This is a genomic window from Ruegeria sp. CL6 (genome assembly GCF_056536465.1).
Window position 1 is genome coordinate 70,720 of record NZ_JBQFPR010000006.1, and the last position, 24,110, is coordinate 94,829.

Annotated in this window: 26 protein-coding genes; 13 read left to right on the top strand and 13 right to left on the bottom strand. The window is 57.7% G+C overall.

Annotated elements, in window-relative coordinates; all coding sequences use genetic code 11:
- Nucleotides 1-2: 2 nt before the first annotated feature.
- Genes ACR0LH_RS16570 through ACR0LH_RS16580 form a run of 3 tightly spaced genes read right to left on the bottom strand, consistent with a single transcriptional unit; the run spans nucleotide 3 to nucleotide 2,789 of the window.
- Nucleotides 3-872: a phosphotransferase family protein gene (locus tag ACR0LH_RS16570; RefSeq protein ID WP_480721733.1), complete on the bottom strand. Its 870-nt coding sequence runs from the start codon at nucleotides 870-872 to the stop codon at nucleotides 3-5.
- 53 nt (nucleotides 873-925) lie between these two features.
- Nucleotides 926-1,588 carry a flagellar hook capping FlgD N-terminal domain-containing protein gene (locus ACR0LH_RS16575; RefSeq protein WP_480721734.1) on the bottom strand — a complete coding sequence of 221 codons (663 nt, stop codon included), beginning with the start codon at nucleotides 1,586-1,588 and terminating at the stop codon, nucleotides 926-928.
- A 1-nt stretch (nucleotide 1,589) separates the two neighbouring features.
- Nucleotides 1,590-2,789 (bottom strand): flagellar hook-length control protein FliK, encoded by a 1,200-nt coding sequence (locus tag ACR0LH_RS16580; RefSeq protein WP_480721735.1) that lies wholly within the window; start codon nucleotides 2,787-2,789, stop codon nucleotides 1,590-1,592.
- A 111-nt stretch (nucleotides 2,790-2,900) separates the two neighbouring features.
- On the opposite strand from ACR0LH_RS16580, the gene ACR0LH_RS16585 reads away from it, so the two are divergent.
- From ACR0LH_RS16585 to ACR0LH_RS16610, 6 genes are all read left to right on the top strand, one after another.
- Nucleotides 2,901-3,182 (top strand): rod-binding protein, encoded by a 282-nt coding sequence (locus tag ACR0LH_RS16585; protein ID WP_480721736.1) that lies wholly within the window; start codon nucleotides 2,901-2,903, stop codon nucleotides 3,180-3,182.
- Complete coding sequence (locus ACR0LH_RS16590) at nucleotides 3,166-3,525, top strand: flagellar biosynthesis protein FlgN (RefSeq protein ID WP_170485798.1); 360 nt, start codon at nucleotides 3,166-3,168, stop codon at nucleotides 3,523-3,525. The genes ACR0LH_RS16585 and ACR0LH_RS16590 overlap by 17 nt, the downstream gene beginning before the upstream one ends.
- Before the next feature lie 210 nt (nucleotides 3,526-3,735).
- Nucleotides 3,736-4,947 (top strand): flagellin, encoded by a 1,212-nt coding sequence (locus tag ACR0LH_RS16595; protein WP_170570885.1) that lies wholly within the window; start codon nucleotides 3,736-3,738, stop codon nucleotides 4,945-4,947.
- A 77-nt stretch (nucleotides 4,948-5,024) separates the two neighbouring features.
- Nucleotides 5,025-5,399 (top strand): flagellar biosynthesis regulator FlaF, encoded by a 375-nt coding sequence (gene flaF / locus ACR0LH_RS16600; protein WP_480721737.1) that lies wholly within the window; start codon nucleotides 5,025-5,027, stop codon nucleotides 5,397-5,399.
- Nucleotides 5,399-5,800 carry a flagellar biosynthesis repressor FlbT gene (gene flbT / locus ACR0LH_RS16605; protein ID WP_170415745.1) on the top strand — a complete coding sequence of 134 codons (402 nt, stop codon included), beginning with the start codon at nucleotides 5,399-5,401 and terminating at the stop codon, nucleotides 5,798-5,800. The genes flaF and flbT overlap by 1 nt, the downstream gene beginning before the upstream one ends.
- Entirely contained in the window at nucleotides 5,797-6,588 is a 792-nt protein-coding gene (locus ACR0LH_RS16610; protein ID WP_480721738.1) for a DUF1217 domain-containing protein, read from the top strand. Before flbT ends, ACR0LH_RS16610 begins: the two co-directional genes overlap by 4 nt.
- A 45-nt stretch (nucleotides 6,589-6,633) precedes the next feature.
- Here the strand turns inward: ACR0LH_RS16610 and ACR0LH_RS16615 are convergent, their stop codons facing one another.
- The 3 genes from ACR0LH_RS16615 to ACR0LH_RS16625 form a co-directional block, all read right to left on the bottom strand.
- Nucleotides 6,634-8,205, bottom strand: coding sequence for a DUF427 domain-containing protein (locus tag ACR0LH_RS16615; protein WP_480721739.1), 1,572 nt, complete (start codon nucleotides 8,203-8,205; stop codon nucleotides 6,634-6,636).
- A gap of 106 nt (nucleotides 8,206-8,311) precedes the next feature.
- Nucleotides 8,312-9,013 (bottom strand): helix-turn-helix domain-containing protein, encoded by a 702-nt coding sequence (locus ACR0LH_RS16620; protein ID WP_170415739.1) that lies wholly within the window; start codon nucleotides 9,011-9,013, stop codon nucleotides 8,312-8,314.
- The gene (locus ACR0LH_RS16625; protein WP_170415737.1) at nucleotides 8,985-9,272 is read right to left on the bottom strand and encodes a hypothetical protein; all 288 of its coding nucleotides are present in this window, start codon (nucleotides 9,270-9,272) and stop codon (nucleotides 8,985-8,987) included. Before ACR0LH_RS16625 ends, ACR0LH_RS16620 begins: the two co-directional genes overlap by 29 nt.
- 177 nt (nucleotides 9,273-9,449) lie before the next feature.
- On the opposite strand from ACR0LH_RS16625, the gene ACR0LH_RS16630 reads away from it, so the two are divergent.
- The 4 genes from ACR0LH_RS16630 to ACR0LH_RS16645 all read left to right on the top strand — a co-directional run bounded on the left by ACR0LH_RS16630 (nucleotide 9,450) and on the right by ACR0LH_RS16645 (nucleotide 13,384).
- On the top strand, nucleotides 9,450-9,917 hold the full coding sequence (locus ACR0LH_RS16630; RefSeq protein ID WP_170567255.1) for a hypothetical protein: 468 nt from the start codon (nucleotides 9,450-9,452) through the stop codon (nucleotides 9,915-9,917).
- 109 nt (nucleotides 9,918-10,026) lie between these two features.
- On the top strand, nucleotides 10,027-10,644 hold the full coding sequence (locus tag ACR0LH_RS16635) for a ribonuclease HII (RefSeq protein ID WP_480721740.1): 618 nt from the start codon (nucleotides 10,027-10,029) through the stop codon (nucleotides 10,642-10,644).
- A gap of 108 nt (nucleotides 10,645-10,752) precedes the next feature.
- Nucleotides 10,753-11,856: a site-specific DNA-methyltransferase gene (locus ACR0LH_RS16640; protein WP_170388796.1), complete on the top strand. Its 1,104-nt coding sequence runs from the start codon at nucleotides 10,753-10,755 to the stop codon at nucleotides 11,854-11,856.
- 145 nt (nucleotides 11,857-12,001) lie between these two features.
- The gene (locus tag ACR0LH_RS16645; protein WP_480721741.1) at nucleotides 12,002-13,384 is read left to right on the top strand and encodes an adenylate/guanylate cyclase domain-containing protein; all 1,383 of its coding nucleotides are present in this window, start codon (nucleotides 12,002-12,004) and stop codon (nucleotides 13,382-13,384) included.
- Nucleotides 13,385-13,456: 72 nt separating this feature from the next.
- Here the strand turns inward: ACR0LH_RS16645 and ACR0LH_RS16650 are convergent, their stop codons facing one another.
- On the bottom strand, nucleotides 13,457-14,593 hold the full coding sequence (locus tag ACR0LH_RS16650) for an alkane 1-monooxygenase (protein ID WP_480721743.1): 1,137 nt from the start codon (nucleotides 14,591-14,593) through the stop codon (nucleotides 13,457-13,459).
- Nucleotides 14,594-14,652: 59 nt separating this feature from the next.
- A complete protein-coding gene (gene mutY, locus ACR0LH_RS16655) occupies nucleotides 14,653-15,708 on the bottom strand; it encodes an A/G-specific adenine glycosylase (RefSeq protein WP_480721745.1) in 1,056 nt (351 codons plus the stop codon).
- 81 nt (nucleotides 15,709-15,789) lie between these two features.
- Between mutY and ACR0LH_RS16660 the strand changes: the two genes are divergently transcribed.
- Both ACR0LH_RS16660 and ACR0LH_RS16665 read left to right on the top strand, forming a co-directional pair.
- A complete protein-coding gene (locus ACR0LH_RS16660; RefSeq protein WP_480721746.1) occupies nucleotides 15,790-16,296 on the top strand; it encodes a DUF721 domain-containing protein in 507 nt (168 codons plus the stop codon).
- A gap of 14 nt (nucleotides 16,297-16,310) precedes the next feature.
- Nucleotides 16,311-16,973, top strand: a complete 663-nt coding sequence (locus ACR0LH_RS16665) for a DsbA family protein (RefSeq protein ID WP_170570905.1) — start codon at nucleotides 16,311-16,313, stop codon at nucleotides 16,971-16,973.
- Nucleotides 16,974-17,009: 36 nt separating this feature from the next.
- On the opposite strand, the gene lpxK is transcribed toward ACR0LH_RS16665, so the two are convergent.
- Genes lpxK through ACR0LH_RS16685 form a run of 4 tightly spaced genes read right to left on the bottom strand, consistent with a single transcriptional unit; the run spans nucleotide 17,010 to nucleotide 21,360 of the window.
- On the bottom strand, nucleotides 17,010-18,008 hold the full coding sequence (gene lpxK / locus ACR0LH_RS16670; RefSeq protein WP_480721747.1) for a tetraacyldisaccharide 4'-kinase: 999 nt from the start codon (nucleotides 18,006-18,008) through the stop codon (nucleotides 17,010-17,012).
- Nucleotides 18,009-18,012: 4 nt separating this feature from the next.
- On the bottom strand, nucleotides 18,013-19,230 hold the full coding sequence (locus ACR0LH_RS16675) for a glycosyltransferase N-terminal domain-containing protein (RefSeq protein ID WP_170559984.1): 1,218 nt from the start codon (nucleotides 19,228-19,230) through the stop codon (nucleotides 18,013-18,015).
- Nucleotides 19,227-20,027: an inositol monophosphatase family protein gene (locus tag ACR0LH_RS16680; protein WP_480721748.1), complete on the bottom strand. Its 801-nt coding sequence runs from the start codon at nucleotides 20,025-20,027 to the stop codon at nucleotides 19,227-19,229. The genes ACR0LH_RS16675 and ACR0LH_RS16680 overlap by 4 nt, the downstream gene beginning before the upstream one ends.
- A complete protein-coding gene (locus ACR0LH_RS16685) occupies nucleotides 20,014-21,360 on the bottom strand; it encodes a TldD/PmbA family protein (protein ID WP_170644932.1) in 1,347 nt (448 codons plus the stop codon). Before ACR0LH_RS16685 ends, ACR0LH_RS16680 begins: the two co-directional genes overlap by 14 nt.
- 199 nt (nucleotides 21,361-21,559) lie before the next feature.
- On the opposite strand from ACR0LH_RS16685, the gene ACR0LH_RS16690 reads away from it, so the two are divergent.
- On the top strand, nucleotides 21,560-22,486 hold the full coding sequence (locus ACR0LH_RS16690; RefSeq protein ID WP_480721749.1) for a hypothetical protein: 927 nt from the start codon (nucleotides 21,560-21,562) through the stop codon (nucleotides 22,484-22,486).
- 50 nt (nucleotides 22,487-22,536) lie between these two features.
- Here ACR0LH_RS16690 and ACR0LH_RS16695 read toward each other — a convergent pair whose 3' ends face one another.
- The gene (locus tag ACR0LH_RS16695; RefSeq protein ID WP_480721750.1) at nucleotides 22,537-24,060 is read right to left on the bottom strand and encodes a DUF2125 domain-containing protein; all 1,524 of its coding nucleotides are present in this window, start codon (nucleotides 24,058-24,060) and stop codon (nucleotides 22,537-22,539) included.
- Between the last annotated feature and the right edge of the window lie 50 nt (nucleotides 24,061-24,110).

Genomic DNA, 24,110 nt, shown 5'->3' on the forward strand with positions numbered 1-24,110 from the left:
CCCTATCCGAGAGCTGCGATTTCCAAATCCAAAGCGGCGGCATAATCCGTCGCGCCATTTTCTACGCGCCACAGACAATACGCCGCCATCCGCCACCCATACCACTTTTGCAATTCGCCGTACCTGTTCGTAACGTCCGGCTGATCATAGGCAGATAGGAACTGCGCTTTTTCCGCAGGACTTAAAGGTGCCCCACGATAAAGCTGTTGCATCGCCGGTGAAAGAAACAGTGCGATATCCTCGCACGGATCGCCTTGGGCAGGGCACTGCCAGTCGATCAGCGTTAAGCCCGAATCTGCCACGAGAATATTTCCAGCGACAGGATCGCCGTGAATCAGGCAAGTGCTGCGGCTGGGGGGCACTTCGCAGTTGGGGCGCAAATGCTCAAGGCGGGCTTTCTGGTCGGTTACGCATTGCGCCAAAATGCGCTCGGCGTGCCGTGCGAGGTCATCGCTGCCGTTGCAGCCCTTGGGTACTTGAATGGCGATGTCCAGCGCGTGCAGCTTGCGCAACAGTTTCGCGACGCGCGCAGGCTCTGATTGCCAGGGCGATCCCGGAGCGTGATCGTAAAAAACCCAGTGGCCGTTTTCATGCGCGCCCGTTGCACGCAGGCGGGGTGCGAACCCCATCGGTTCAAGCGCGCTCAGGCAGCGTGCTTCCAATTTTGCGTCATTGCGGAACAACGGATTGGACAACTTGGTCCTGTACACCTTCAGAACCTTGTCACCGTCACCGCCGAGAACTTTCCAAACCTGATTGGTGCGCCCGCCGTATAACGTGTGAAACCGGGCGCCGGGCTCTATCAGGCCCGTGCTGCAGAGGTGGTCAACAAGACCAGAAGGCGGGGCAGTCGTGTCAGGCAGGGGGGTCACCGGTTCAGTCTGAGTCGAAGGTGGCAAAGCTTTGGCCTGCCTTGCCCCTCAGATCAAGCTCCAGCGCGAATGGCACTCACCTTATCTGCCAGTACAAGCTGGCCGGTTTCCAAAATTAGAAGCACTTCGCCGTCGGCAACTTGTGCTTCGACGACCCGGTTATAGACCGAGACCGTTTGCTCGGACAGCACCTCATCTCCGTCATAGCTTTCGAGGGTGGCTGAGTAGATGCCCGCTGGAATTGGATTGCCAGCACTGTCCTGTCCAGCCCAAATGAACTCTGCCTGATTGGTTGGAACTGCAATTCTGTCGATCGCTGCACCGTTTGAGTCGCGAATAACAAGGGTCGCGCCGTCGGCCGCGGGGTCGGCTTGGGCGAACAGGGTGATGGGTGCGCCGTCAAATTGGAAGGCCGACGCGGATCGCACGTTCATCCCAACCCAGCCTGCAAGGGCTTCCAAACCTACCCGACCGGTCGCCAGTTCAAGATTCGAGAGCAATTCGTTGGTTTGTACCTGTTGCTCGACCATCGAGAATTGCGCCAGTTGCGACGCATATTCGGACGAGTCCAATGGTTCCAGAGGGTCCTGATTTTTTGCCTGCGCAGTCAGCATCAACAGGAATGTTTCAAAATCCGAGGCAAGCCCTGCAGATTGGGTTCGAGTTGGCTGTGTCTGCACGCCGGGTTGCGTGGCGGTATAGGTCGGATTGATCATGTCAAAGCCTCATATCAACGCGACCAGTCGCGCCCATTCGTGAAGGAACCGGGATGCTTTCCCGTTGGCTGTCGTTCTGTTCCGTTTCCAAATACGAGTCGTGTTCCGCATCCGAGGCGTTTTCTTGCGCGTCAGATGGTGTTCCCAGATCGAAAGACAAATCCCCCAATCCGAGGCTTTTGAATTCCGCCTCTAGGATCGAGATATGCCGACGCATCATTTCCAGCGTTTCCGGTCGTTCGGTGGCGATTGTCAGGTGCAAACCGTCGTCACGGCCGTTCAGAACAATAGAGACGCGCCCCAACTCCTCGGGGTTCAGCGCGACTTCGATGGTTCCGGCCTGTGGCCGGGAGTTTATGACCGCGGCCATCTGTCCTGCAATGGCGCGGGCCGTTTCCACCCGTGCGTTTGTTGCGAAGGTCTGCGCAGCGATCGTTGAGTCCCGCGAATTTGAAAGAGGGCTGGTCTCTCCAAAAGGGGCAATTCTTTCAGTTTCCGAAGTCACCGCCACATCAGTTTGAACACGTGCCTCGGTCTTGGTCGACAAACGCATTTGTTCGATGAGGGCCGTGCCCTCCGGTCGGGCCGAAACCCGTCGCGTCGACGATGTGTCTTTAGGAAGGTGTTGTGCCGCGACGTTCGTCTCAGGTGGGATCGGCAGCTCGGACGTTTTACGCTCGGGCGAGGACAATACCGCCTGTGCGGTTGCAGCCCCTTGTTTGACCTCCACCGGATTTTTTGCAGAACGATCTACCTCGCTTGAGGTGACGGATCTAAAGGTCGCTGGCGTTTCGTGATGTGTCAGAGTTTGAGTCTTGGGGGTTCTAACCGGCGCACCATCTGGGCGCGCTGTCATTTCGGGTCGAGTCGCGGCGTCAGAAGGAAATGGGCTGGAAAGATCGGTTGGTCCAACACCCCGTGCCGGTTTTGCAGCCTGACGCATTTCGTCTGGTAGTGAGGGCGCCAGAGCTACAGAAGGATCGGTGAGGTCGGGTTCTTCGATGGCGTCGGTCGAATTGCTGTCCGGTATGCGCTCTGCCGTAACTGGCACGTTTACATCTTTGGTTTGCAAATTGACGTGATCTTCCAGAACCAACTCAAACGACTCAACCGCAGTGTGTTGCGGCGGGGTCTTGGACTCCGAATTGGGTTTCGCAGGTGCGCTTGACGCTGGCAGCACAGTCAAAAGAGGGTTGGGCATTTTGCTCCGTCTCCGGTTGTGTGTGCCGAAATCTGCCTGCAGGAAGTTACGTTTATTTTAACCGCTTTCGCCTTTGATCGAGAAAGTTCGGAGTAAATTTCGGAGAATTCAATGGAAACAACAGCACCCGTTCTTCATACGACCCCTCATTTGGTATCCACCAAGTTACGTTCCGCCGCGGTCGAGCTTGAGGCGACTTTTCTTGCCGAAATGCTGAAGTCCGCCGGGTTGGGAGAGGTTCGCGAATCCTTCGGTGGCGGTGCCGGCGAAGATCAGTTTTCTTCATTTCTCGTCCAGCATCAGGCGCGCCAACTGGCCGAATCCGGTGGCGTTGGCCTTTCAGAAATCCTGTTCAAATCGATGATGGAGAGAACCGATGCCGACCAAATCTGAACCGGATCTGCTTCGGTCTCTTGAGGAAGTTCTGGACCTGGAAAGAAATGCGCTTGTACAGGGCGACCTGGATCAATTGGGCCACATGATGCCGGAAAAGGAAAAGCTGATCGGCGCGATTGCGGACCTTGAGGTTCGGGAAAGTGACGAATTGATTCGACTCCAGAAGAAAGTCGAAAGGAACCAGGCGCTTCTCAATAGTGCAGCAAGTGGGATTCGGGCTGTCGCGGACCGCATGGCCGAGATGCGGCGCGTACGAAGTGAGTTCAGCACCTACGGGGCGGATGGGCGGCGCAGCGGGTTTGCAGTGCGTGGCCACGCGAAGCTGGAGAAGCGGGCCTAGCGACCGATTTGTTTCAAATCCGAATTTTCCGAGGGTCGGACTTTAGGATTCCACTAGGGGATCAACTGCAAAGGTGGCCGGGCACCTGAAACAGCAGGTGGCGCGAACGGCCGGAGGGCGGGTCGCACCGATCAGAACGACGTCAAAGCCCGCAGGTGGTGCGGGGTCAGCATGGGCACAAAGGGCCCGAATGGAAAAAGGAAGAAAGCTATGTCCAGCATTCTGACCAACAATGGCGCAATGGTTGCGCTGCAAACCCTGAAATCGGTCAACAAGAACCTGGCGCAGACCCAGAACGCGATCTCGACCGGCAAGGACGTTGCGACCGCCAAGGACAATTCGGCGGTTTGGGCGATCTCCAAAGTCATGGAGTCGGATGTCAAAGGCTTCAACGCAATCAAGGACAGTCTGGCGCTGGGTGAATCGACCGTCGCGGTCGCACGGAACGCGTCGGAAACCGTGACCGATCTTCTGACCCAGATGAAAGGCAAGATTGTCGCTGCTCAGGAAGACAACGTCGATCGCGGCAAGATTAATGACGACGTCACTGCGTTGAAGGATCAGATCGCCTCTGTTGTAAGCGCGGCCCAGTTCAACGGGCTGAACCTGGTGGATGGGTCGACGGGTTCCGCTTCGATCCTGGCGTCGCTGGATCGAGATAGCACCGGGGCCGTCACCCCGTCGTCGATCAGCGTGTCGGGCCAGAACCTGTCCACAGGTGGTTACGCCGCAGTGCAGGTGTTTGACGGCTCGACCGGCGCGTCGGCCGGCAATGACAGGGTTGGTGCCACTATCGACAACGGCACAACCTCGGCCACAGCTCTGGTGACCGATGAATCCAGCGGCACTTTCGCGGCGGGCGACAAGGTTATCGTAGCTATCGACGATCAGGTCGTCTCTTATACTGTGTCTACCGCTGACGCTGCTGCCACCACAACAGGTGATCTTGTGGCTGTGGGCCTGAAGGCAAAAATCGAAGAGTTGGGAATTACCGGTCTGACTGTTGACTACGACTCTGGTACAGCCGGAACGCTGTCGGTGACAAATGGCACCGGTGAGGACCTCTCGTTTTCAGCTCAGTTTGTGAACGCTGGCTCGGGCGGACTGGGTGCGCTGACGGGTATCGACGTTTCGACCGGTGCAGGAGCGACGGCTGCGCTGGCTTCGGTCGAGGCACTGATTGATACATCGATTGACGCATCGGCAGCTTTCGGGTCGTCGCAGGGCCGGATCGAAACCCAGAAAGAGTTTATCTCGAACCTGGCGGACTCGTTTAAGTCCGGTATCGGCTCTTTGGTGGATGCTGACATGGAAGAGACGTCGGCGCGTCTTCAGGCTCTGCAGGTTCAGCAGCAGCTTGCCACGCAGTCGTTGTCGATTGCGAACCAGGCTCCGCAGTCGATCCTGTCGTTGTTCCGCTAATCTCAGGAACCTGGTCGGGGCGTGGAAGCACGCCCCGGCTCTGATTGCCAAAAGCCGGATTATTGGAAGGACTTCAAGTGACACCGCAAACCTTGGCGCACCGCGCCTATGCTCAGACGGCCGCACCAACGCGTACACCGCGTGATACCGAGTATGAGGCCATCTTGAAAATCACGCGTCGCCTTAAGGCCGCGGCTGCCCGACAGAAATCCGACTTTGGCGGGTTTGTGCATGCGCTGCATGAAAATCGGCGACTGTGGTCTGTTCTGGCTAATGGCGTCACGGATTCCGACAATGCGTTGCCCAACGACCTGCGCGCTCGGATATTTTATCTGGCCGAGTTCACAGAACAGCACAGCAGCCAGGTTCTGGGCAACAAAGCGACCGTTGAGCCCTTGTTAGAGATCAATATGGCCGTCCTTCGCGGATTGCGGCAGATGGGGGCAACCTGATGGGTGGTTTGGTTTTGAAACTTGCCCCAAAAGAGCGGGTGTTGATCAATGGCGTCGTTCTGGAAAACGGGGACCGGCGCAGCCGCTTTTCGATCATGACGCCCCAAGCGAATGTTTTGCGTCTTCGCGACGCCATACACCCGGACGAAGTGAACACGCCGGTCCGCCGCGTCTGCTATGCAGCTCAACTCGTGCTATCCGGAGATATGGAGCCCGATCAGGCACGGCAGCAGTTGCTGCGCCGGGTCGAAGAGTTGAGTCAGGTCTTCACGGACACGGATAGCCGGAAGGTGCTTGCTGAAGCTACGGACGCACTTCTGGCCGAGCAGTATTACAAGTGCCTCAAATCCCTTCGTGCTCTTTTGCCGAGAGAGGAGCGGCTGATGGCCTTTCAGCAATGACATTCCAGCCCGTTGTACCGTCAGGCGGCCTTGTTGGGTGGAGGTTTCTTCAGCGCACCTATGACGCGCAGTTGGAAAGCTTTTCTTCCGCCACCGTAAACGAAAGAGAAACCAGATATTTTCTAGACAACATCCAAAAAGTTCAGACCGCTGAAGATTTGGTTTCTGATCGCCGCTTGCTGCAGGTGGCGCTGGGTGCTTTCGGCTTGGAAGGCGACATCAACAATCGCTACTTCATTCAAAAGGTGCTGTCTGACGGCACATCCGCCGAGGATGCGTTGTCAAACCGCTTGTCCGACAAAAGATACCGCGAATTGTCCGAGGCATTTGGCTTGGGGCCAGGTGAAATTCGCAAAACGGGTTTGCTCACCTTTATGGAAGGTATCGCAAAGGACAATGTGGTCTCGCGGTTTGAAGTCGCCGTGGGACAAAGCGACGAGACAATGCGAATCGCGCTTTACGCTCAGCACGCGTTGGCGGATCTGGCGGTTCAGGATAGTGGCGCTGACACCAAGTGGTTCGATTTGATGAGCCTTCCACCCTTGCGGAACATGATGGAAACGGCACTTGGCCCTCCTTCGAGTTTTGCCCAGTTGGACATTGATAGGCAGCTTGAGGTGTTCAAGGATAGGTTGGCAGGACTAACAGGTTCGGATGACTTATCGCAGTTTTCAGAGGAAACGGCAGTCAATCTATTGACCGATCAGTACCTTGCACGCAGTCAGATCGCGCAACTTCAAAGCACGATTTCTCCCGCCCAGACTGCATTGATCCTGCTAGGGGCGTAGAATCCCGAACCCCAGCCAAGGAAAGCGGCGTCAAAGCACGGCGCGTCAGGAATTTAGTACACCATCCGCGGAAGTTTGCAGAGCAAAGGACGCGACAGGCTGAGAAACATTATGAAGTCTTATGTCCCCTAGCGGTACTGCGTCAACGCAGGCCGGAACGATGTCGGATGATACGACAATCCTGTGGTTGACTGTCTTTCCGTATTCCCCCAGCCGCGCCGCGATATTTGCAGCACGTCCAATTACGGTGAAATCCAGCCGCTCACGCGAGCCGACGTTGCCGTATGTTACGCGCCCATAGGCGACTCCGATAGAGCAATCACAGTGCTCGTCGGAACCTGACCGACGCAGCTCGCCCAGCTTTTCCACGATTTCGACGGCTGTGCGCTGCGCGTTAATGCGGGCCGTAATTGAATCGTCGCCTTCCGGGAAAACAGCCAGTACCGCATCGCCGATGAACTTGAGAACTTCGCCACCGTTTTCGTGAACGATGCCCGACACGGTTTCAAAGAACTCGTTCAACAGTCCAATATACTCTGCCCGGCCCAGCCTTTCTTCCAGGTTGGTCGAGTTGCGCAAGTCGCAGAACATGATCGCCGCGTCGATCTCATCCCCGTCACCGCGTCGAATTTCACCGCCCAGCACGCGTGCGCCCGAACGCTTTCCAACGTAGGTTTCAAGCAAGACCTGCGCGTTCTCACGCTGCATGAAAACTTCGTAAAACCTGGCAATCACCGATGAACACTCGAACACCAATCCAAGATTTTCGGTGGTAAAGCCGTCGGGATGATCGCAGGTCAAAGTCAGCACATTGGTGCGGCCATCGGAAAACGGCAAAGGCATTGCGACATAGTCCGTTGCGCCCTTAGCCCGCAAATCTTCCATAATGGGAAAGCTGTTCTGAGGGTTGTCGTCGTTCAGGCGTTGGCGAACGCCGCCCAACCCGTTCGACACATGCCGGAGGGGGCTGTTGATATAGGCCGGGTGGTCGTGAATCTCATAGGTGGGCACGTTGGTCGAGATTTCGTCCACGCCCTTTTCCCAGATATAGTGTTTTCCCGCGATCAGGGGGTGTAGCGACCAGACCAGAATGCTGAGGCGCTGGATCGCGATTCCATGTTCCAGCATCTTCTCGGCCAGCGCCTTGGTGAAGTCCTCGGAGGTCGCGATCTCGGACGCGCCGCGCATTAGCCAATCTATCAAAGGCCCGCTGATATTACCGTCTTCGGGCGCCCTGAGTCGGTTTTGCCCAAGATCAATCCGGTCATACGCGGCGGGCATGAACCCTATATGGCCTTGAATCGTTTTGCTTTCAGGCAACGCCTCTTCATAGGCCCAGACGCTGTTTGCCAGACGCTCGCCGTTCAGGACGACATCATGATAGGTCGCGGTCCCTTTGAAGGGGCAAAAGGTCTGCAACTCGGTTTCGTCACCCAGATCCACGCATACGTCTTCGCGGGGGATGTAAATTGTTGGCGGCAGCCGGGTCTCGTACATAACTTTGGCGTTGGAGCTTTGGGCCAGCAGAACATCGCCCCGGTATATTGCGATCGGGCCGTCTAACCGTTCTGTCGAGATTCGATAACCTGCTGATTGCGGTGTGGCGTGGACGTTCATGATCAACCTCCCTGGCGCGGGTTCCTTAAGGATGGGCTTTCAATCCCGAATTTCCAAGGGGCTGGGTCAACAGATTTCCAAACAACGGGTGTGCGTCCGCGCGTGCTCAGACCATCTGAATCACGTCCTTCTCGATGGAAAGCATATACCCTTTTTTGGCGATGTTCTTGACCAGCAACTCACTGACCATCTGGTTGCCCAGAGCATCGCGCAGCCTTTTGATCCGCGTGGCACCGGCGGCTTCTTCGCAATCAGAGGCGTCTTTGCCGGAAATAACGGCCTCGATCTGCGCGCCGGACAGCATTTCATCGTCCAATCTGGACTCGGCCAGAACAGCCAACGTCTCCATCGCGGCGGGTGTCAGCTTGAAGTCCATGTTGTTCAGATAGACCGTGTTTTCTTCGCGGCTGATCAGCAGAGACGTGACCTGAATGCCGGTCCTTTCAATCTGGGCCATCCGACGGTTCAGCAGGACGAGCATAACCAGAAATACCAGGGCGGTGACCAGCATGGCAGTGGCAAATACCAGCAGCACAAAAATGACCATTCTGTAACTGGACAGCGTATCTGCAAAGGCCGTCCCGGATTGCGCTAGGATTTCCAGCAGGCGAATCTCGGCCTGCGAGGTCAGGTCGCTTTCGATGAACAGACGTTCCACGCGCGCGTTAAATGCGTTGGCATCGGGGAGTGTCCAGAACAGGAAAACCGCCGCTGTTATCAGAATCAGAACGATGGCCGCGATACCTGCGCCAACCAGTCTTGCTCCTGACCGCCGGGCCTCAGTAACGGAGATAGAATTTTCCGGCATTGGCCTTCCTTTTGTCCAACCCATCCGGCCCAAACACCGATATCACGTTCAGCAAGGTCCAGCCCGACCCGCGCAGGCGCTGCGAGACCTCTTTCTTTGCCTTGCCTTTATCACAGGCCGAAACCTGCATGACGCCGTAGTGCAGGCGCAGTGGATTGTCCTGCTTGGCTTTGTAGTCGGCATAGCAATCAGCCGCAGATGCGGCAGTGCCGACCGATATCAGGGCCAAGACAGCCAGAGAAGGGAGGATCTGTTTCATAGGCTGCATCCTGCGCATGGGTCACCCAGATATTCAATAACGCAAGGGCGTCTCGGGCATTGATATTCGATATCATCCGCCCGTTATTGCGTGTCTTCCAGGGGTGCCACCAAGTTTGATGCAAGAAATTCGACCGCCGCGTCGGATCGTCTTTGCACTCGAAAAAGGACAAGCATTATGCACCGGAAATTCATTGCGCTTATCGTTGCCACAGCTATTGCCATCACCGGCGTCTCGGTCTCTCAGGCTCGGGCCGCGGACGCGAGGGACATCCTCGGAGGTCTGGCCGCCATCGCGCTGATTGGCGCAGGTGTTCACTATTACAACAAAGAGAAAAGCCAAGCGCGGGTCAGCCGCACCCAACCGCCGGTTTACCATGCCAACCCAAACAAACCGCACTACCCGGTGCGCCCCCTGCCGCACCGGGTTGCGAAGTATGACCTGCCGCAGAAATGCCTGCGGACCTACGAGAAATATTCATCGAAGCGGCCCCTGCTTGGCCCGAACTGTCTGAGCAAGCACTACAAACACGCCAATAGCCTGCCGCAAGAGTGCAAGGTCGGTTTCTGGAACGGCAAAAAGGTCAAACGTGCCTATGAGCCTGCCTGCCTGCGCCAAAAAGGATACCGCGTGGTTTACCGGTAATCGGTTTCGAGCAGGAGCGGCGTCACAGAAGCGCCGTGGGGAGGGGGCAGCGCAGTCTGCCCCTTCCTTTTTACTTGCGGTTGGGCTTGAAACGCGGTCTTTCCAAGGCATGACGAAACCTGATTACGAACTGGAAAAGGCCGCCGTTGCGCAGGGCTACACGCGGATCGCGGGCGTGGACGAGGTTGGCCGTGGACCATTGGCAGGCCCGGTCGTAGCGGCTGCTGTGATCCTGAACGCCGATGACATCCCTGACGGGCTGAACGATTCAAAGAAACTGACAGCAAAACGCCGTGCCGGTCTGGATGCTGAAATACGTGCGCGGACAGAATTCGCAATAGCCGAGGCAACGGTTGCAGAGATCGACGAGCACAACATCTTGCGTGCCTCGCATCTTGCGATGGAGCGGGCGGTGGCCGCGCTGGACCCGCCGCCGGACTATCTTTTGATTGACGGAAACTTGATTCCGCGTGGGCTGACGATCCCCTCTCAGGCCGTTGTCAAAGGCGACGCGCACTCGGTGTCGATTGCAGCCGCATCTATCATTGCGAAAAACTGGCGTGATCAGGTGATGGTGGATTTGGCGCAACAGCATCCCGGCTATGGGTGGGAGACAAACGCCGGTTATCCGTCAAAACAACACAGGGACGCGCTGCAAAATCTTGGTGTGACCCCACACCATAGACGTTCGTTCAAACCCGTACACAATATCTTGTATCAAGGGTAAATTGTAAGTCGCTGATTCAAAAAAAGAAATTGACGGCGAATCGACTTTGACTCATCCTTGTCTCAACCAAATGAGCGCAAAAGCGCCGTGGATACTTGAGGCAGTAAAATGACAATAATCACCAAAAAGGGCGCAAAAGCGCTCCCTTTAAACACGATTCTATCCGGGGACTGCATCGATGTGATGAACAGTCTGCCCGAGGCGTCGGTTGACCTGATCTTCGCGGATCCGCCCTATAATTTGCAGTTGAAAGGCCAGTTGCATCGCCCCGACAACTCTCAGGTGGATGCGGTTGATGACCACTGGGATCAGTTTTCCAGTTTTGCAGCCTATGACCAGTTCACCCGCGACTGGCTGAAGGCAGCGCATCGTTTGTTGAAACCCAATGGCGCGATCTGGGTGATTGGGTCGTATCACAATATCTTCCGTGTGGGCTCGGCCCTGCAGGACGCGGGATACTGGATTTTGAACGACGTGGTGTGGCGCAAGTCGAACCCGATGCCGAATTTCCGCGGCAAGCGGTTCACCAATGCGCATGAGACGATGATCTGGGCCAGCAAACGCGAAGGCGCGAAATACACCTTCAACTATGAGGCGCTGAAGGCGCTGAACGAAGGTGTGCAGATGCGCAGCGACTGGGTGCTGCCGATCTGCACCGGGCATGAACGCCTGAAAGATGAAAACGGCGACAAGGCGCATCCGACGCAGAAGCCGGAATCGCTGTTGCATCGGGTTCTGATCGGCTCGACCAACCCTGGTGATGTGGTGTTGGATCCGTTCTTTGGTACCGGCACGACCGGGGCCGTCGCCAAGATGCTGGGACGTGAGTTTATCGGGATCGAGCGTGAGGAAAGCTATCGCAAGGTGGCCGAGAAACGCATTGCCAAGGTTCGTAAATTCGACCGCGAGGCGCTGGAAGTCAGCGCCAGCAAACGCGCCGAGCCGCGCGTGCCGTTCGGTCAATTGGTTGAACGCGGCATGCTGCGCCCGGGTGAGGAGCTGTATTCCATGAACCAGCGCCACAAGGCCAAGGTTCGCGCCGATGGCACGCTGGTGGGCAACAACGTCAAAGGCTCGATCCATCAGGTCGGGGCGCAGCTTGAGAATGCGCCGTCCTGCAACGGCTGGACCTATTGGTGCTTCAAGCGCGACGGCAAGACCGTACCGATCGACGTGCTGCGTCAGCAGATCCGGTCAGAGATGCATAACTGATTTCACGAATACCGCCGGTGCCTGTGGCCTGACACAAGGCACTAAGCCTTGCCCCGCCGATCCCGGCGGGGTCTTTTGTTTTCTTCCCTTTCCAGTTCCGATATGAGCCTTTAACAGCTTGCAGCGCACCGAAGGAGTCTTAGCAATGTCGGACACCACAGCCAGTGAATCGCGCTTTGGACGGTTTTTCGTAACGCGCCCTGACAGCTACGATATGGACAATAAATACACCGAAGCCGCGCTTGAGAAGCACAAGCGCGAGGGGCTTGTTCTGGCTGTCAGAGCCCGCTGGATCGCGATGGGTCTGACAGGCATTTTGTTGATCTTCCTGAACCCGCAATGGGAAGTGCTGTGGTACCATTTCATCCTGCTTTTGATCTGCGCAAACGGGTGGCTGATCCGCAAGGCAGGTCAGGTCGGGCAATCGCGCACCGAGCTTCTTTTGATCTTTGTGGACCTTCTGATCATGACGCTGGGCATGATCGTGCCCAACCCCTTTAGCGATGATGTGCGGCCATTGGCCATGCAGTACCGATTCGACAACTTTCAGTATTTCTTCATCATTCTGGCTGCGGGAACGCTGGCCTATTCATGGCGCACGGTCGTTGCGATCGGATCGTGGACAGCATTGGTGTGGACGGCGGGCTGGCTGATTGCGTGGTGGGTCTCGACCCCGATTCCGGGTTTAAGTGAGCGTGTCGCGCAGGCTTTGTCAGGCTATCCAGACGTTGCTGAGCTGCTTGATCCCAACAGCTTTATGCCATCGCAGCGGGTTCAGCAGGTGGTCGTGTTTGTGATGGTCGCCGTGACGCTTGGGGTTTCGATGCGGCGGCTCAATCAACTGCTGTTGACCAATGCCGGGCTAGAGCGTGAGCGCGCAAACCTGTCCCGGTATTTCTCGCCGAATGTGGTCGATCAGCTAAGCCAGAATGACGAACCTCTCAAACAGGTACGCAAGGAAAACATTGCGGTTCTGTTCATCGACATTGTCGGATTTACCAAATACGCCGCCGGGCGCGACCCCTATGAGGTGATCGAGGTTCTGCGCGGTTTTCACGCCCGTATGGAGACCGAGGTTTTTCGGCATCATGGGACGTTGGACAAGTATCTGGGCGACGGGTTGATGGCCACGTTCGGTACTCCGGTTCCAACTCCGCTGGACGCCACAAACGCCGTGGCCTGCGCTCGGGACATGGTGCATGTGGTCGACCGTTGGAACGTCGAACGGAAACGTCAGGGCGAGCCCGAGATTCAGGTAGGCATCGGTGTTCATTATGGATCGGTCGTTCTGGGCGACATCGGCGCAAACAGGCTGGAGTTCGCCGTTATTGGTGATGCAGTCAACGTAGCGGCCAAGCTGGAGGCATTGACCCGTGAGTACAGTGCGCGCGCTGTTCTGAGCGACGAGGTGCGCGCGAAGCTGACCGAAGAAGGCCAAAACCTGCCGGACCTGATGCGAGGTTTTGCCAAACGCGAGAACCAGGTTGTGCGCGGCGTCGAGAAGCCCATGGATGTTTGGGTGCTTTAGGGTTGGGCTCCCGCCGAATTTACGTGCATCCAAGATGCAATTAAATTCGTTGGGCCGGGCAGCGCGCTGCGGTCAGGTTCTTGGCAAAGGGTTGCGCGACGCGTTGTAGGGTGCCCAATCGGTGATTTCGGGATAGTATTGCCGTCGCCAGGCCCGAACGCGCGGGTTCATGACTCGGCGCCAAAGTGGAGGCACCATCGCGGCGACCGTCATCACCGGATAGCCAAATGGAAGTTGCGGCGCGGTGTCTTCCGAGTGGTGCTGCAACAGCGGGAACCGGCGGTTGGGTTTGTAGTGGTGGTCCGAGTGCCTTTGCAGGTTGATCAGCAGCCAGTTTGACGCCTTATGTGATGCATTCCACGAATGGCGCGGCAGAACGTGTTCGTATTTCCCATCGCCCAGATGTTTGCGGGTCAGTCCATAGTGTTCAACATAGTTGACCAGCTCGAGCTGCCAGATGGCGACACCTGCCTGAATCAGGAATAGGGCCAAGCCCGACCAGCCGCCAATCAGAAACGCCAACAACAGCATGCCGCCCTGCAAGGTCCAATACCGCCAGAAGGAATTGGCGAGGTCGGTCCAGGGGCGGCCCTTACGAGCCAGCTTGTCCTTTTCAGCGCGAAATGCCGACACTAGGCATTGGCGCAGAACGCGGGGGTAGAACCGATGAAACCCTTCGTTATAGCGCGCGGTCACGGGGTCTCGGGGCGTGCCGACAAACCGGTGATGAACCAGCAGATGTTCGGACCGGAAATGCGAATACAGCACCATCGCCAAAAGGATGTCTCCCAGCCAGCGTTCCAGTCGCCCTTTCTGGTGCATCAATTCGTGGCTGTAGTTGATGCCGATCGTGCCTGAAAGGACCCCCATGCCAAAGAACAGGCCGATTTTTGACAGTGATGACAGATGCTCGGTGTGCGTCGCGTACCAGATAAGGCCATAGAGCGTCAGGAATTGCGCCGGAACCCACGCCTTGGTCAACAGGATGTACCACCGCAATGTAGTGTCAGAGGTGTTAGGATCCGCGTTGCTCAACTCCAGACCTGTCAGCCGGTCCAGTAGTGCAAAGGCCCACCAGGTCGACAGCGGTACGAGTAAAACCCACCATCCGCCCGCAAATGCGGTGATCCATATCAGCGGGATCAGCAGGAAAGACACCCAGAACGGGAGGGCGGATTGCCAGCGGCTGGGGGTTTCTGCTGCGGTCATCGAGTGGCTCCGAACGATTGCGCCAAGATTAGTCCTAGTCCGATATTCCGCACAATGGGTTACCGTTCGCGCCAGAGGTCGTACGCCTTGCGCATGACGGTCGGCAGGTCGCTGGGTTGAAACCTGTGTTTGTCCACGACAAGCAGGTCATTCGGAGGCAATCCTTGCGGAAGCGAGGCGGTCCAGATCCGCAGGATCAGATGGAAATGGGTAAACGTGTGGCGCACCTCACCCGATAGCTGCCGCCATTCTGCTGGAAACGGAGGGGAACTCTCAGGCGCGTCGGTCCAATCCGAGCCCGGCCAGCCCAGCATGCCACCCAACAGGCCTTTGTCGGGACGTCGTTCCATCAGCAGGTCGCCATTCGCAGCCTGAGCAATATAGATATGCCCGTATCGCGTTGGTTTTGGTTTCTTCGCTGTCTTACGTGGCAGGTCGCCCTGAGTTCCGGCCGCGCGTGCAAGGCAGGGATCGCGCAAAGGGCAAATACCGCAAGCCGGGGACTTTGGCGTGCAGATGGTTGCCCCCAGATCCATGACTGCCTGCGCATAGTCGCCGGGCCTGCTGTTGGGCGTCAGCAAGGCGGCATGTTCTTTCAATACCGGTTTTGAGCCCGGCAGCGGATCGTGAATATCGTAAAGGCGGGACATGACGCGCTCGACATTCCCGTCCAGCACAGTTTCAGGTCGGTCAAATGCAATCGCCGAGATCGCAGCAGCCGTATAGGGGCCAATACCGGGCAGTTTCAGCAGGGCGTCATAGGTGTTCGGGAATGTTCCATCGTATTCATCTGTCACCACGCGCGCGCATTTAAGCAGGTTGCGGGCGCGCGCATAGTAGCCCAGCCCGGCCCACTCACCCATGACTTGATCGTCTGGCGCTGATGCCAGCGCCTGAACCGATGGCCAGCGGGTGGTGAAGCGTAGGAAATAGTCGCGCACGGCGGCAACCGTGGTTTGCTGCAACATCACTTCGGACAGCCAGACGCGATAGGGATCGGGCAGCACCCCGGCGGCCCGGTCCGCCGGTCCAACCCGCCACGGCATTTCCCGCGCATGGCGGTCATACCAGGCCAGCAATTCCTCGCTTACGTTCAAATCGGCTGAGTCACGCAAGTTTTATGTATCTCCGTGTCGGGTTTCGCTGGCGCCCAGTGTCCTGCCCTTTACAATAGCGGCGCAGGAGTTGGAAACCAGATGCAACGCAGACGTTCTTCGACCCGCGGGTTCAAACGCACCGCGACATTGCTGAACGACCAGATCAGGCACGCCGGTGAAAGCCGGGGTTTCGCCGTAACGCGCCTTTTGACTCATTGGGCTGAAATTGTGGGGCAGGACATGGCTGCCATCGCGCGGCCCGTGAATGTGGGCTACGGAAAGGGCGGGATGGGGGCTACGCTGACCGTGCTGACCACCGGACCGCAGGCTCCGATGCTGGAAATGCAGAAGGAACAGTTGCGCGGTAAGGTGAACGCCGTCTACGGCTATAACGCAATCAGCCGGGTGCGTATCACGCAAACCGCTCCGATAGGATTTGCCGAGGGGCAGGCCAGTTTCGACCACAAGCCGAAAGCGCCGAAACCCAAGATCGAACCAGAGATTGCGGCCGAGGCGGACCGGGCAGCGCAGGACGTGCATGATGGCGATCTGCGTGCAGCCCTTGAACGTCTGGGCCGTAACGTATTAACCAGGCAAAAACGTTGAGAAAGGGCTGTTGAATGAGCCGTATTGCAACCGGAATCTGCGCGGCTGTCGCCATAGCCGCTGGCGGCTATTGGCTGTCGCTGTCGAATTCCCAATCCGCCAATCCCCTGATCAGCAGCGCCGAAGCGCAAGAGGCTGATCTGGACACCTCGACCATCGTTGAGATGATGCAGGGGGCGAACGACGCACCGGTCGAGGTTATCGAATATGCGTCCTATACCTGCCCGCATTGCGCAAGCTTCCACAAAGGGCCGTATAAGCAGCTCAAGAAGGACTTTATCGACACCGGCAAGGTCAAGTTCATCTACCGCGAGGTGTATTTCGACCGCTACGGCCTGTGGGCATCGATGGTGGCGCGCTGCGGTGGGCCCGAGAAGTTCTTTGCCATTTCTGACCTGATCTATGACGGTCAGTCCGAATGGACTCGCGCCGGTGGCCCGACCGAAATTGTGGACGAGCTGCGCAAGATCGGCCGTCTGGCCGGTATCGGGAAAAACCAGCTTGAGGCTTGCCTTCAGGACGGCACCCGCGCTCAGACGCTGGTCGCTTGGTATCAAGAAAACGCCGAGCGCGACGGGATTCAGGCCACTCCGTCTTTCCTTGTGAACGGCAAGAAGATCGACAACATGTCTTACGATGATTTCAAAAAGATCATCGAAGACGAGCTGGGCAGTTAACGCAAGCGCGACCGGTCCGCGAGGGCCGGTCGCTGTTCAGGGCGTCGGCGCGACTTCAAGCAGCATCTGTTTGACCTTGTCGCCTTCGTTGATTGCCAGCCGGACGGGAAGGGTAATCACCTTGCTGCGAAACGCGGCAGGCAAGCGTACCGCGTCTTTCTCGGTTGTCACCATCTGAGCGCCAAGAGCGCGTGCTTCATTCTCAAGCCGTGTCATCAGCGCAGGGGTCAATGGCTGGTGGTCGTCCAGTGCCTCGGCACGCAAAAGCGTGGCCCCCTGCTGGCGAAGCGTTGCGAAAAACTTCTCGGGGTGGCCGATGCCAGCAAAGGCCAGAACGGGCGTGTCACTCCAATCCATCCCGGTTTGCAATGGCTCGACTGCGCCGGTCGCGTGTGGGACGGTCAAGTGGCCGCCCCATTGATCGCGGAACTGCTTTTGCGCGACAGCACCGCCAAGAGACAACACAAGATCGGCGCGTTTAAGGCCAACGCCGACGGGTTCGCGCAAGGGACCAGCCGGAAGGCATAACCCGTTTCCAAACCCTTTTTCCGCGTCCACAACAACGACCGAGAAATCCTTGGCCACGGAAGGGTTTTGAAACCCGTCGTCAAGGACGATAACGGTGGCACCATTGGCTGCCGCGGCACGCGCACCCGCTGCGCGGTCCTTGGCGACCCAGACATCTGCGAAAGCTGCAAGCAACAGCGGTTCGTCACCAACCTCTGCGGCCGTGTGTTTGCCGGGTTCAACGCGGACCGGACCATCTAGCGATCCGCCATGTCCTCGGGTCACGACATGTGCCTTGTGCCACGCGTCGCGCAACTGTTCGATCACCCAGATCACTGTTGGCGTTTTACCTGTTCCGCCAGCATTCAGGTTGCCGACGCAAATGACCGGCACCCCCGGTGTCAGCCCAGAGTCCGAGGCCACCCGGCGCGCGGTTGCCGCCGCGTATATGCGCCCCAGCGGGGACAACACGCGGGCCTGCAGGGAAAGTTCATTGGGTGCGGTGTTCCAGAAATCGGGTGCTCGCATGATCTCAACTCCGCTGATCCAGACAGTCCTGCACGATGTCGATTAGGTGGTCTGCCTGCGGTGCTCCCTCGGTTACGATTTGCCAACCCGCCAGAGCCATATCCGCCGCACGGTCAGGAGCCAGCAGCGCGACGACAGCGTCACCAAGTTCGGTGGCGCTTCTGACGGTGCGAGCCGCGCTCGCTCGGTCCAGTTGATCGTACAGTTGCTGGTGGCGATGCACAAACGGGCCGTGAATGATGGCAGACCCAAGCGCCGTGGCGGTCAGCGGGTCTTGCCCGCCAGCGCCCCGTTCCAGAGAGCTGCCCATGAAAGTCACAGCCGAAACGCGCTGCCATAGACCCAGGTCTTCGGGTTCTGATGACAGAATGACCTGGGTCGTATCCTCGATCGTTCCCCCGTCATCCCAGTTGACGCAACGCAGGTCCATGGATTCCAGGCGCTGACGCAATGGATCAGCTTCTGAAATGTCAGCCACATGCAGCACAAGCGCCAGTCGCGGCAGCATCCGCATTGCCTGACGATGGGCGCTGAGGACCGAGATGAACTCTTTGTCCTGAATCCAGGCTGCGAGCCAGACGGGGCGACCGGACAAAGCGTGCGTCATTTCGATCAGCTCGTCTTCTGGCCACGGGCGTGGATTGGGGCTGACATGCAAAGGTGGTGACACTTCGACCTTCGAGGATGAAACTCCCAGGCGGCGTATGTGCCGTATCACGTCCGGAGTGGTCGCCAGGATGGTGTCGAAACAGTCCAGCGTATATCGGGTAATGTCAGGCAGCCACCGCCCACCGCGTGCGACCTTGATATCGACCTCTGCCTCGATCAGGATCAGGGGAATTTCTCGCTCTGAGGCGCGGGTGATCAGGTTCGGCATGACGCCGCCGCCGACCCAAAGCCCGATATCGGGGTGCCAATGATCCAGAAACGTGCGCGCAGCCCCGGTCTGCTCGCTTGGCAGGGTGATCAGTGGATACATACAGGCATCCCATCGGGTCAGGTCGGCCTCTGGCGGGGCAGTCAGCACGACCGAAAGGTTCGGACGGGCTTGCTGCAATCTCTGGCAAAAATCCACAACAGCCCGCTGCCTTTCCTGCGTTCCGATGTGAATCCAGATCACCTCGCCCGTCGGACGAGGGACATAGGGTTGGCCGGTCGCGTTGGGTACACCCCACGACAGGATGCGATAGGCGGCCAGGCTAATCGAGCGCGGCTTGCTCATGAAGCGATGCCCGAGCTGTTCGGTTCAAGCTGCCCGAACAGTTTTTCATGAATGGGCGCGCCTGCTGCAATCACTCCGCTCAGGCGCCGGTGCGCATTATTGAACCGCAAAGGTTGCCCCGATCTGTCCGAGCAAACCCCGCCCGCTTCGCGTATGATCAAATCCCCGGCGGCGATATCCCATTCCCAACTTGGACGAAGGGTCAGCATACCGTCGAACCGTCCTTGCGCGACAAGGGCCATCCGGTAGGCCAGTGAAGGCCGATAGTTGCGCAGGAATTCGGGCGGCTGGCCCTGTAGCCAATGGCGCGCGTCCAGATTGGGTTTTGCAGCCAGTATTTCGGCGGACTTCAAATCGGTGATGCCCGAAACCCGTATCGGTGTTCCGTTCAGCGTCGCGCCTTGTCCTTTGGCGGCCGCATAGAGCAAATCGCGCACAGGCAAGTAGATCACGGCCGCCGTCACCTCGCCTTCGTCTGCGATGGCCAGCGAATGTGCCCAGGTACGTGATCCTTCGGCAAAACTGCGCGTGCCGTCGATAGGGTCGATGATGAACACCCGAGACTTGCTCAGCCGGTCCTGCGAATCCTCGGTTTCCTCGCTCAACCAGCCGTAGTCGGGTCGAGCCGCGGGCAAGGTGTGTTCAAGCATCGCGTTAACGGCCAGATCAGCCTCGGTCACTGGGCCAGCGCCGTCAGGCTTGTCCCACCGCCGCGCCGATCCTCCTGTATACCGGGTGGCGATCTTTCCCGCCTCCAGCGCGGCGTCGATGAGCAGGGGCAGGTCAGTTGCCGGCAAGTGTCATCCCTTCGATCAACAGGGACGGGACAACGCGGGACAGGTATGTTCGCGCGTCGTTTGCCGGAATGATCCGTTTGAGCATATCGCGCAGGTTGCCTGCGATTGTGCATTCATTGACCGGATAAGCGATCTCGCCGTTTTCGACCCAAAAACCGGACGCACCACGGGAATAGTCGCCAGTGTTCGGATTGATCGTCGAGCCGATCATTGATGTCACCAGCAGCCCTGTGCCCATGTCGCGCAGCAACTCTGCCCGGCTTTGATCACCTTGTGTCAGGCTCAGGTTCCAGTTGCTGGGGGATGGAGGGCCGGATACGCCGCGCGCCGCGTTCCCGGTTGACGCCATATCGAGCTTGCGCGCACTGGACAGGTCAAGCGTCCAACCGGTCAGAATACCGTTTTCAACAATGGCCCTGCGGCGGGTTGGCAGACCTTCGGCATCGAAGGGGCGTGATCCTGAAATGCGCGGGCGATGCGGGTCTTCGATCAGGGACAGGTGGTCGGGTAGAACCTGCTCACCCAGGCAATCTGACAACCAGGATGCACCGCGTGCAATCGCCGAGCCGTTGCTGGCCCCCAGAAGATGACCAATCAGCGACGACGAAATACGCTCGTCAAACAGAACCGGAAATGTCCCCGTTGCGGGTTGGCGCGCCCCGACCTGTTGTACGGCGCGTTCTCCGGCGCTCTGGCCGATATCTGCCGGGCTGCGCAGGTCTGACTGGAACGTGCGGCTGTCGCCATCGTAGTCACGCTCCATCCCTGTGCCTTCGCCCGAGATCGCAACGCAGGATGTGGATCGGCTGCTGCGTACATAACCGCCGGAAAAGCCGTTTGTGGCGGCCAGATGCACGCGATGCGTCCCGTATGAGGCGGCCGCGTCAGACACTTGCGTAACGCCCTGAACGGAAAGCGCGGCTGCCTCGGCCGCCAGCGCGTCCTGCATCAGGTCTTCGGCTGAAGGTTCAGGTGTCGGGTCAAAAAGTTCCAGCGCCTCAGTGTCCCAATTGGCCGCAAGCTGGTCAGATTGCGCCAAGCCAGCATAGGGATCCTCGGGTGCTTCACGCGCCATCGCAACGGCGCGTTCGGCCATGGCCGTCAGGGTTTCCGGGCGACTGTCCGAGCTTGAAACGATCGCTTGTCTCTGGCCGAGAAAAACGCGCAACCCCAAATCGGTACCTTCCGACCGTTCCGCATGCTCCAGCGCCCCGCCACGTACCTCGACCGAGACAGAGGATCCGTCAAGCACGATGGTATCGGCTGCTTCGGCCCCTGCTTTACGAGCGGCTTCAAGCAAGACGTGGCTGATGTCTTCAGGTGTTCGGGTCATGGGGTCTCCGGTCTGTATATATTGGACCTAGCGTTGCGCTGCGCTGCTCGCAAGACCTGAAGCCGGGTATCAGTGGATCAGGAAATCAAAGAGTGGTGCAAATGGTGTCGTCGTACGCTCTATCCAATATGGCGGTTTGACTATGGAGTCATCGGATCGCTATCAATTGCAAAAATTTTCAGAGCTAGGAGTGCGCGGTTTGGCCCAGTTTTTTGTTGTCGACTTTGATGAACCTCATGTGGTTGCCACGGGCAAAGGGTCGAACAATATTATCAGCCAGTTCACGAGGGTTCTAACAAAGCTGCAAGTCCCTGCTGAAGTTTTACCTTTCCGGGAACTGATTGAGCGCGGACCGACGACCGATCCGAAAAGCTGTGTTTTGCTGCACTACAACGAGCTTTTCGCCGTTCAGCATCAAAAAGTAGACTGGCTGCGCGCGCGTGAGGCAGAGCTTGCGGCTCTGGGTCACAAGGTCCTGCATTCCGTTGAACATGGGCGAGTCATTGGCCACAAAGTCCGCCAGAACAAGGTTTTGACTGCCGCCGGCGTTCCCATGCCCAAGTTGATTGAAGCGGGTGACAGTTTCCGCACTGTTTTTTCAAACGAAGTGTCAAACGCGCATGTTCCGGTTCAACTCGTGAGTGACGAAAGGGAACTGGATTCCTCGCGGTACAATACCGATTACATCAATTGCAGATACGAATACAAAGGTGAGCCTTGGCATATATCCATTCGCGCCATGGCAGTAGGAGAGCAGGTTTTGTTTTCGTGGATAAGAGCCGGAGAGGGACTCAATGTCCGAACCCGGGGTACGCCGGTTGATGCTGAAATGCTGACATATTTTCACGACCTGCTGATCAAACCCAATGTTGACCAAATCCGTGACATCGCGAAGAGCGTCAAGGATGCTGTGGGCGTTGGGCTTTACGCGCATGACATCCTTCCATGCGCGGAAACCGGGAGGTTTTTTCTGTGTGAGACCAACTTTAAATTTTATGAAGGGATGTACCGGTTCCACATGCAGAGCATCGCCAAGGATCTGCCAACACCCGCCTATTTTAATGGTCGAACCACCGGACGGCGTATAGCACGAGCTCTGGTCCACGAGTTAGACTTGCAGACCTGAGGCAGATAGTGGGCGAAGCTCCGGTTTTACTGAGCATCGCCCCTCTATCATCACTTGATCCGTTGACCATTGGCCAGAATCTGGCCGTCTTCCGTGAACTCGATTTTCGAGTTCAGCGTATCGGGTTCTTCGCCGGGAACAGCCATCAGACCCATCATCATCCGCGCGCCCATCGCGTCGCTGTCCGACAGCAGACCCATGCCGATCAGCGTATCGATCAGCGCATTCGCCCCGGTCAGCGTCAGGTTTGCGACGCCCGACGGTGAGGGCAGGCCATCAAACTCCTCGGTGTTGCTGTTGTCGAAGGAAAAATCCCCCTCGCCGGTTAGCTTTGCGCCAACCAGCGACACCAGCAGTTCGTTGATCTTGAGAGAGTGCAGCGCACCCGGTGCTTCTTCGGCGAATTCCAGCGATTCAACAGCTTCGGGGTCGAAGAAGTTGGTCAGGATCTTGGCTGTGCCTGAGGTATCAATCGAAATCGTGGCCGGATCACGCGGTAGAGCGCCTGCCGGATCGAACATGCTCCATAAAACATCTGACATGGTGAAGTCGGTCATGTTGATGGCAAATCCAAAGGGCTGGATTTCCTCGGACTGCTGCACGGGGAACTCGAATTTCAGCCCGGCATTGGCCATCGCAATTTCGATCGGGAAAGGAAGGTCTGCGGTTGTCACTGCCAGTTTTGCGCTGTTTTGCTCGACGTCATAGGCCAGCCGTTGCGCGTCAAAACTTGCGGCAAAGCGGCCCCCCTCGGACTCGCTGCCCATCGAGAACGCCTCGCCATCGCTGGTGCCCTCCATCGCGGTTGTGCCAGAGCCGTAGGTGAACAGACCCGAAAACTCGAACCCGGCATCGTAAAAGGCTTGCGGATCCGTGACGTCAAAATCCGACGGGATCACGCTGGTGCCTTCAAAATCAAGCTGGCGTAGGTTGCCGTCGATCTTTGCCGTTTCGTCGCTTTCGGGATCGTCGAACGCCAGGCTATAGGACAGCCCACCCGCCTTGAATGTCTGATCGACATCGCGATTTTCACCAACCTTCATCCGTGAACTGCCGGTCAGGTCCGTCATTTCCATGTCTGCGCCCAAGATAGCGCTGGGCATCTCCTCGCCGTTGACGTTCACGCCATCCAGTTTGATGCCCAGAGAGGCCGCCGAATAGTCATAGGTCATATCCTCGGACGAGCCCGAGACGACCATCTCAAGACCGTTATGGGTGTAAAGAATATCGGCCGAGAAAGTTTCACCTTCGCCTTCGCCCGATACGGTCATCGGGAAGCTTTCGGGGAAATCGATGCTGACTGTTCCGTCGCCGTTTTCGGTCAGGATCATCTCTGGCACACGCATCTGAAAGGCTGCGTCTTCTTCCGGCAGCGACATCGACACGGTCATGTCAGTGACGCTGGTCACGCTGCCGTTTACGGATTGCTCACCCGAAACAGTATAGCCCATCTGGGTCAGGTAGGACTGCCAGTCGTCCCAGACATCCTGCGCGGTTAGATCGGCCAGCGCCCCCTGAGTCACGATGGCATAGGCAAATACTGCGCCGCAGCTGCGGCGAAGAAAAACGGACATTATAGAACCCTTCTTGATAAATCTTGCGGGCATGGTCGTGTCTGTGGCGT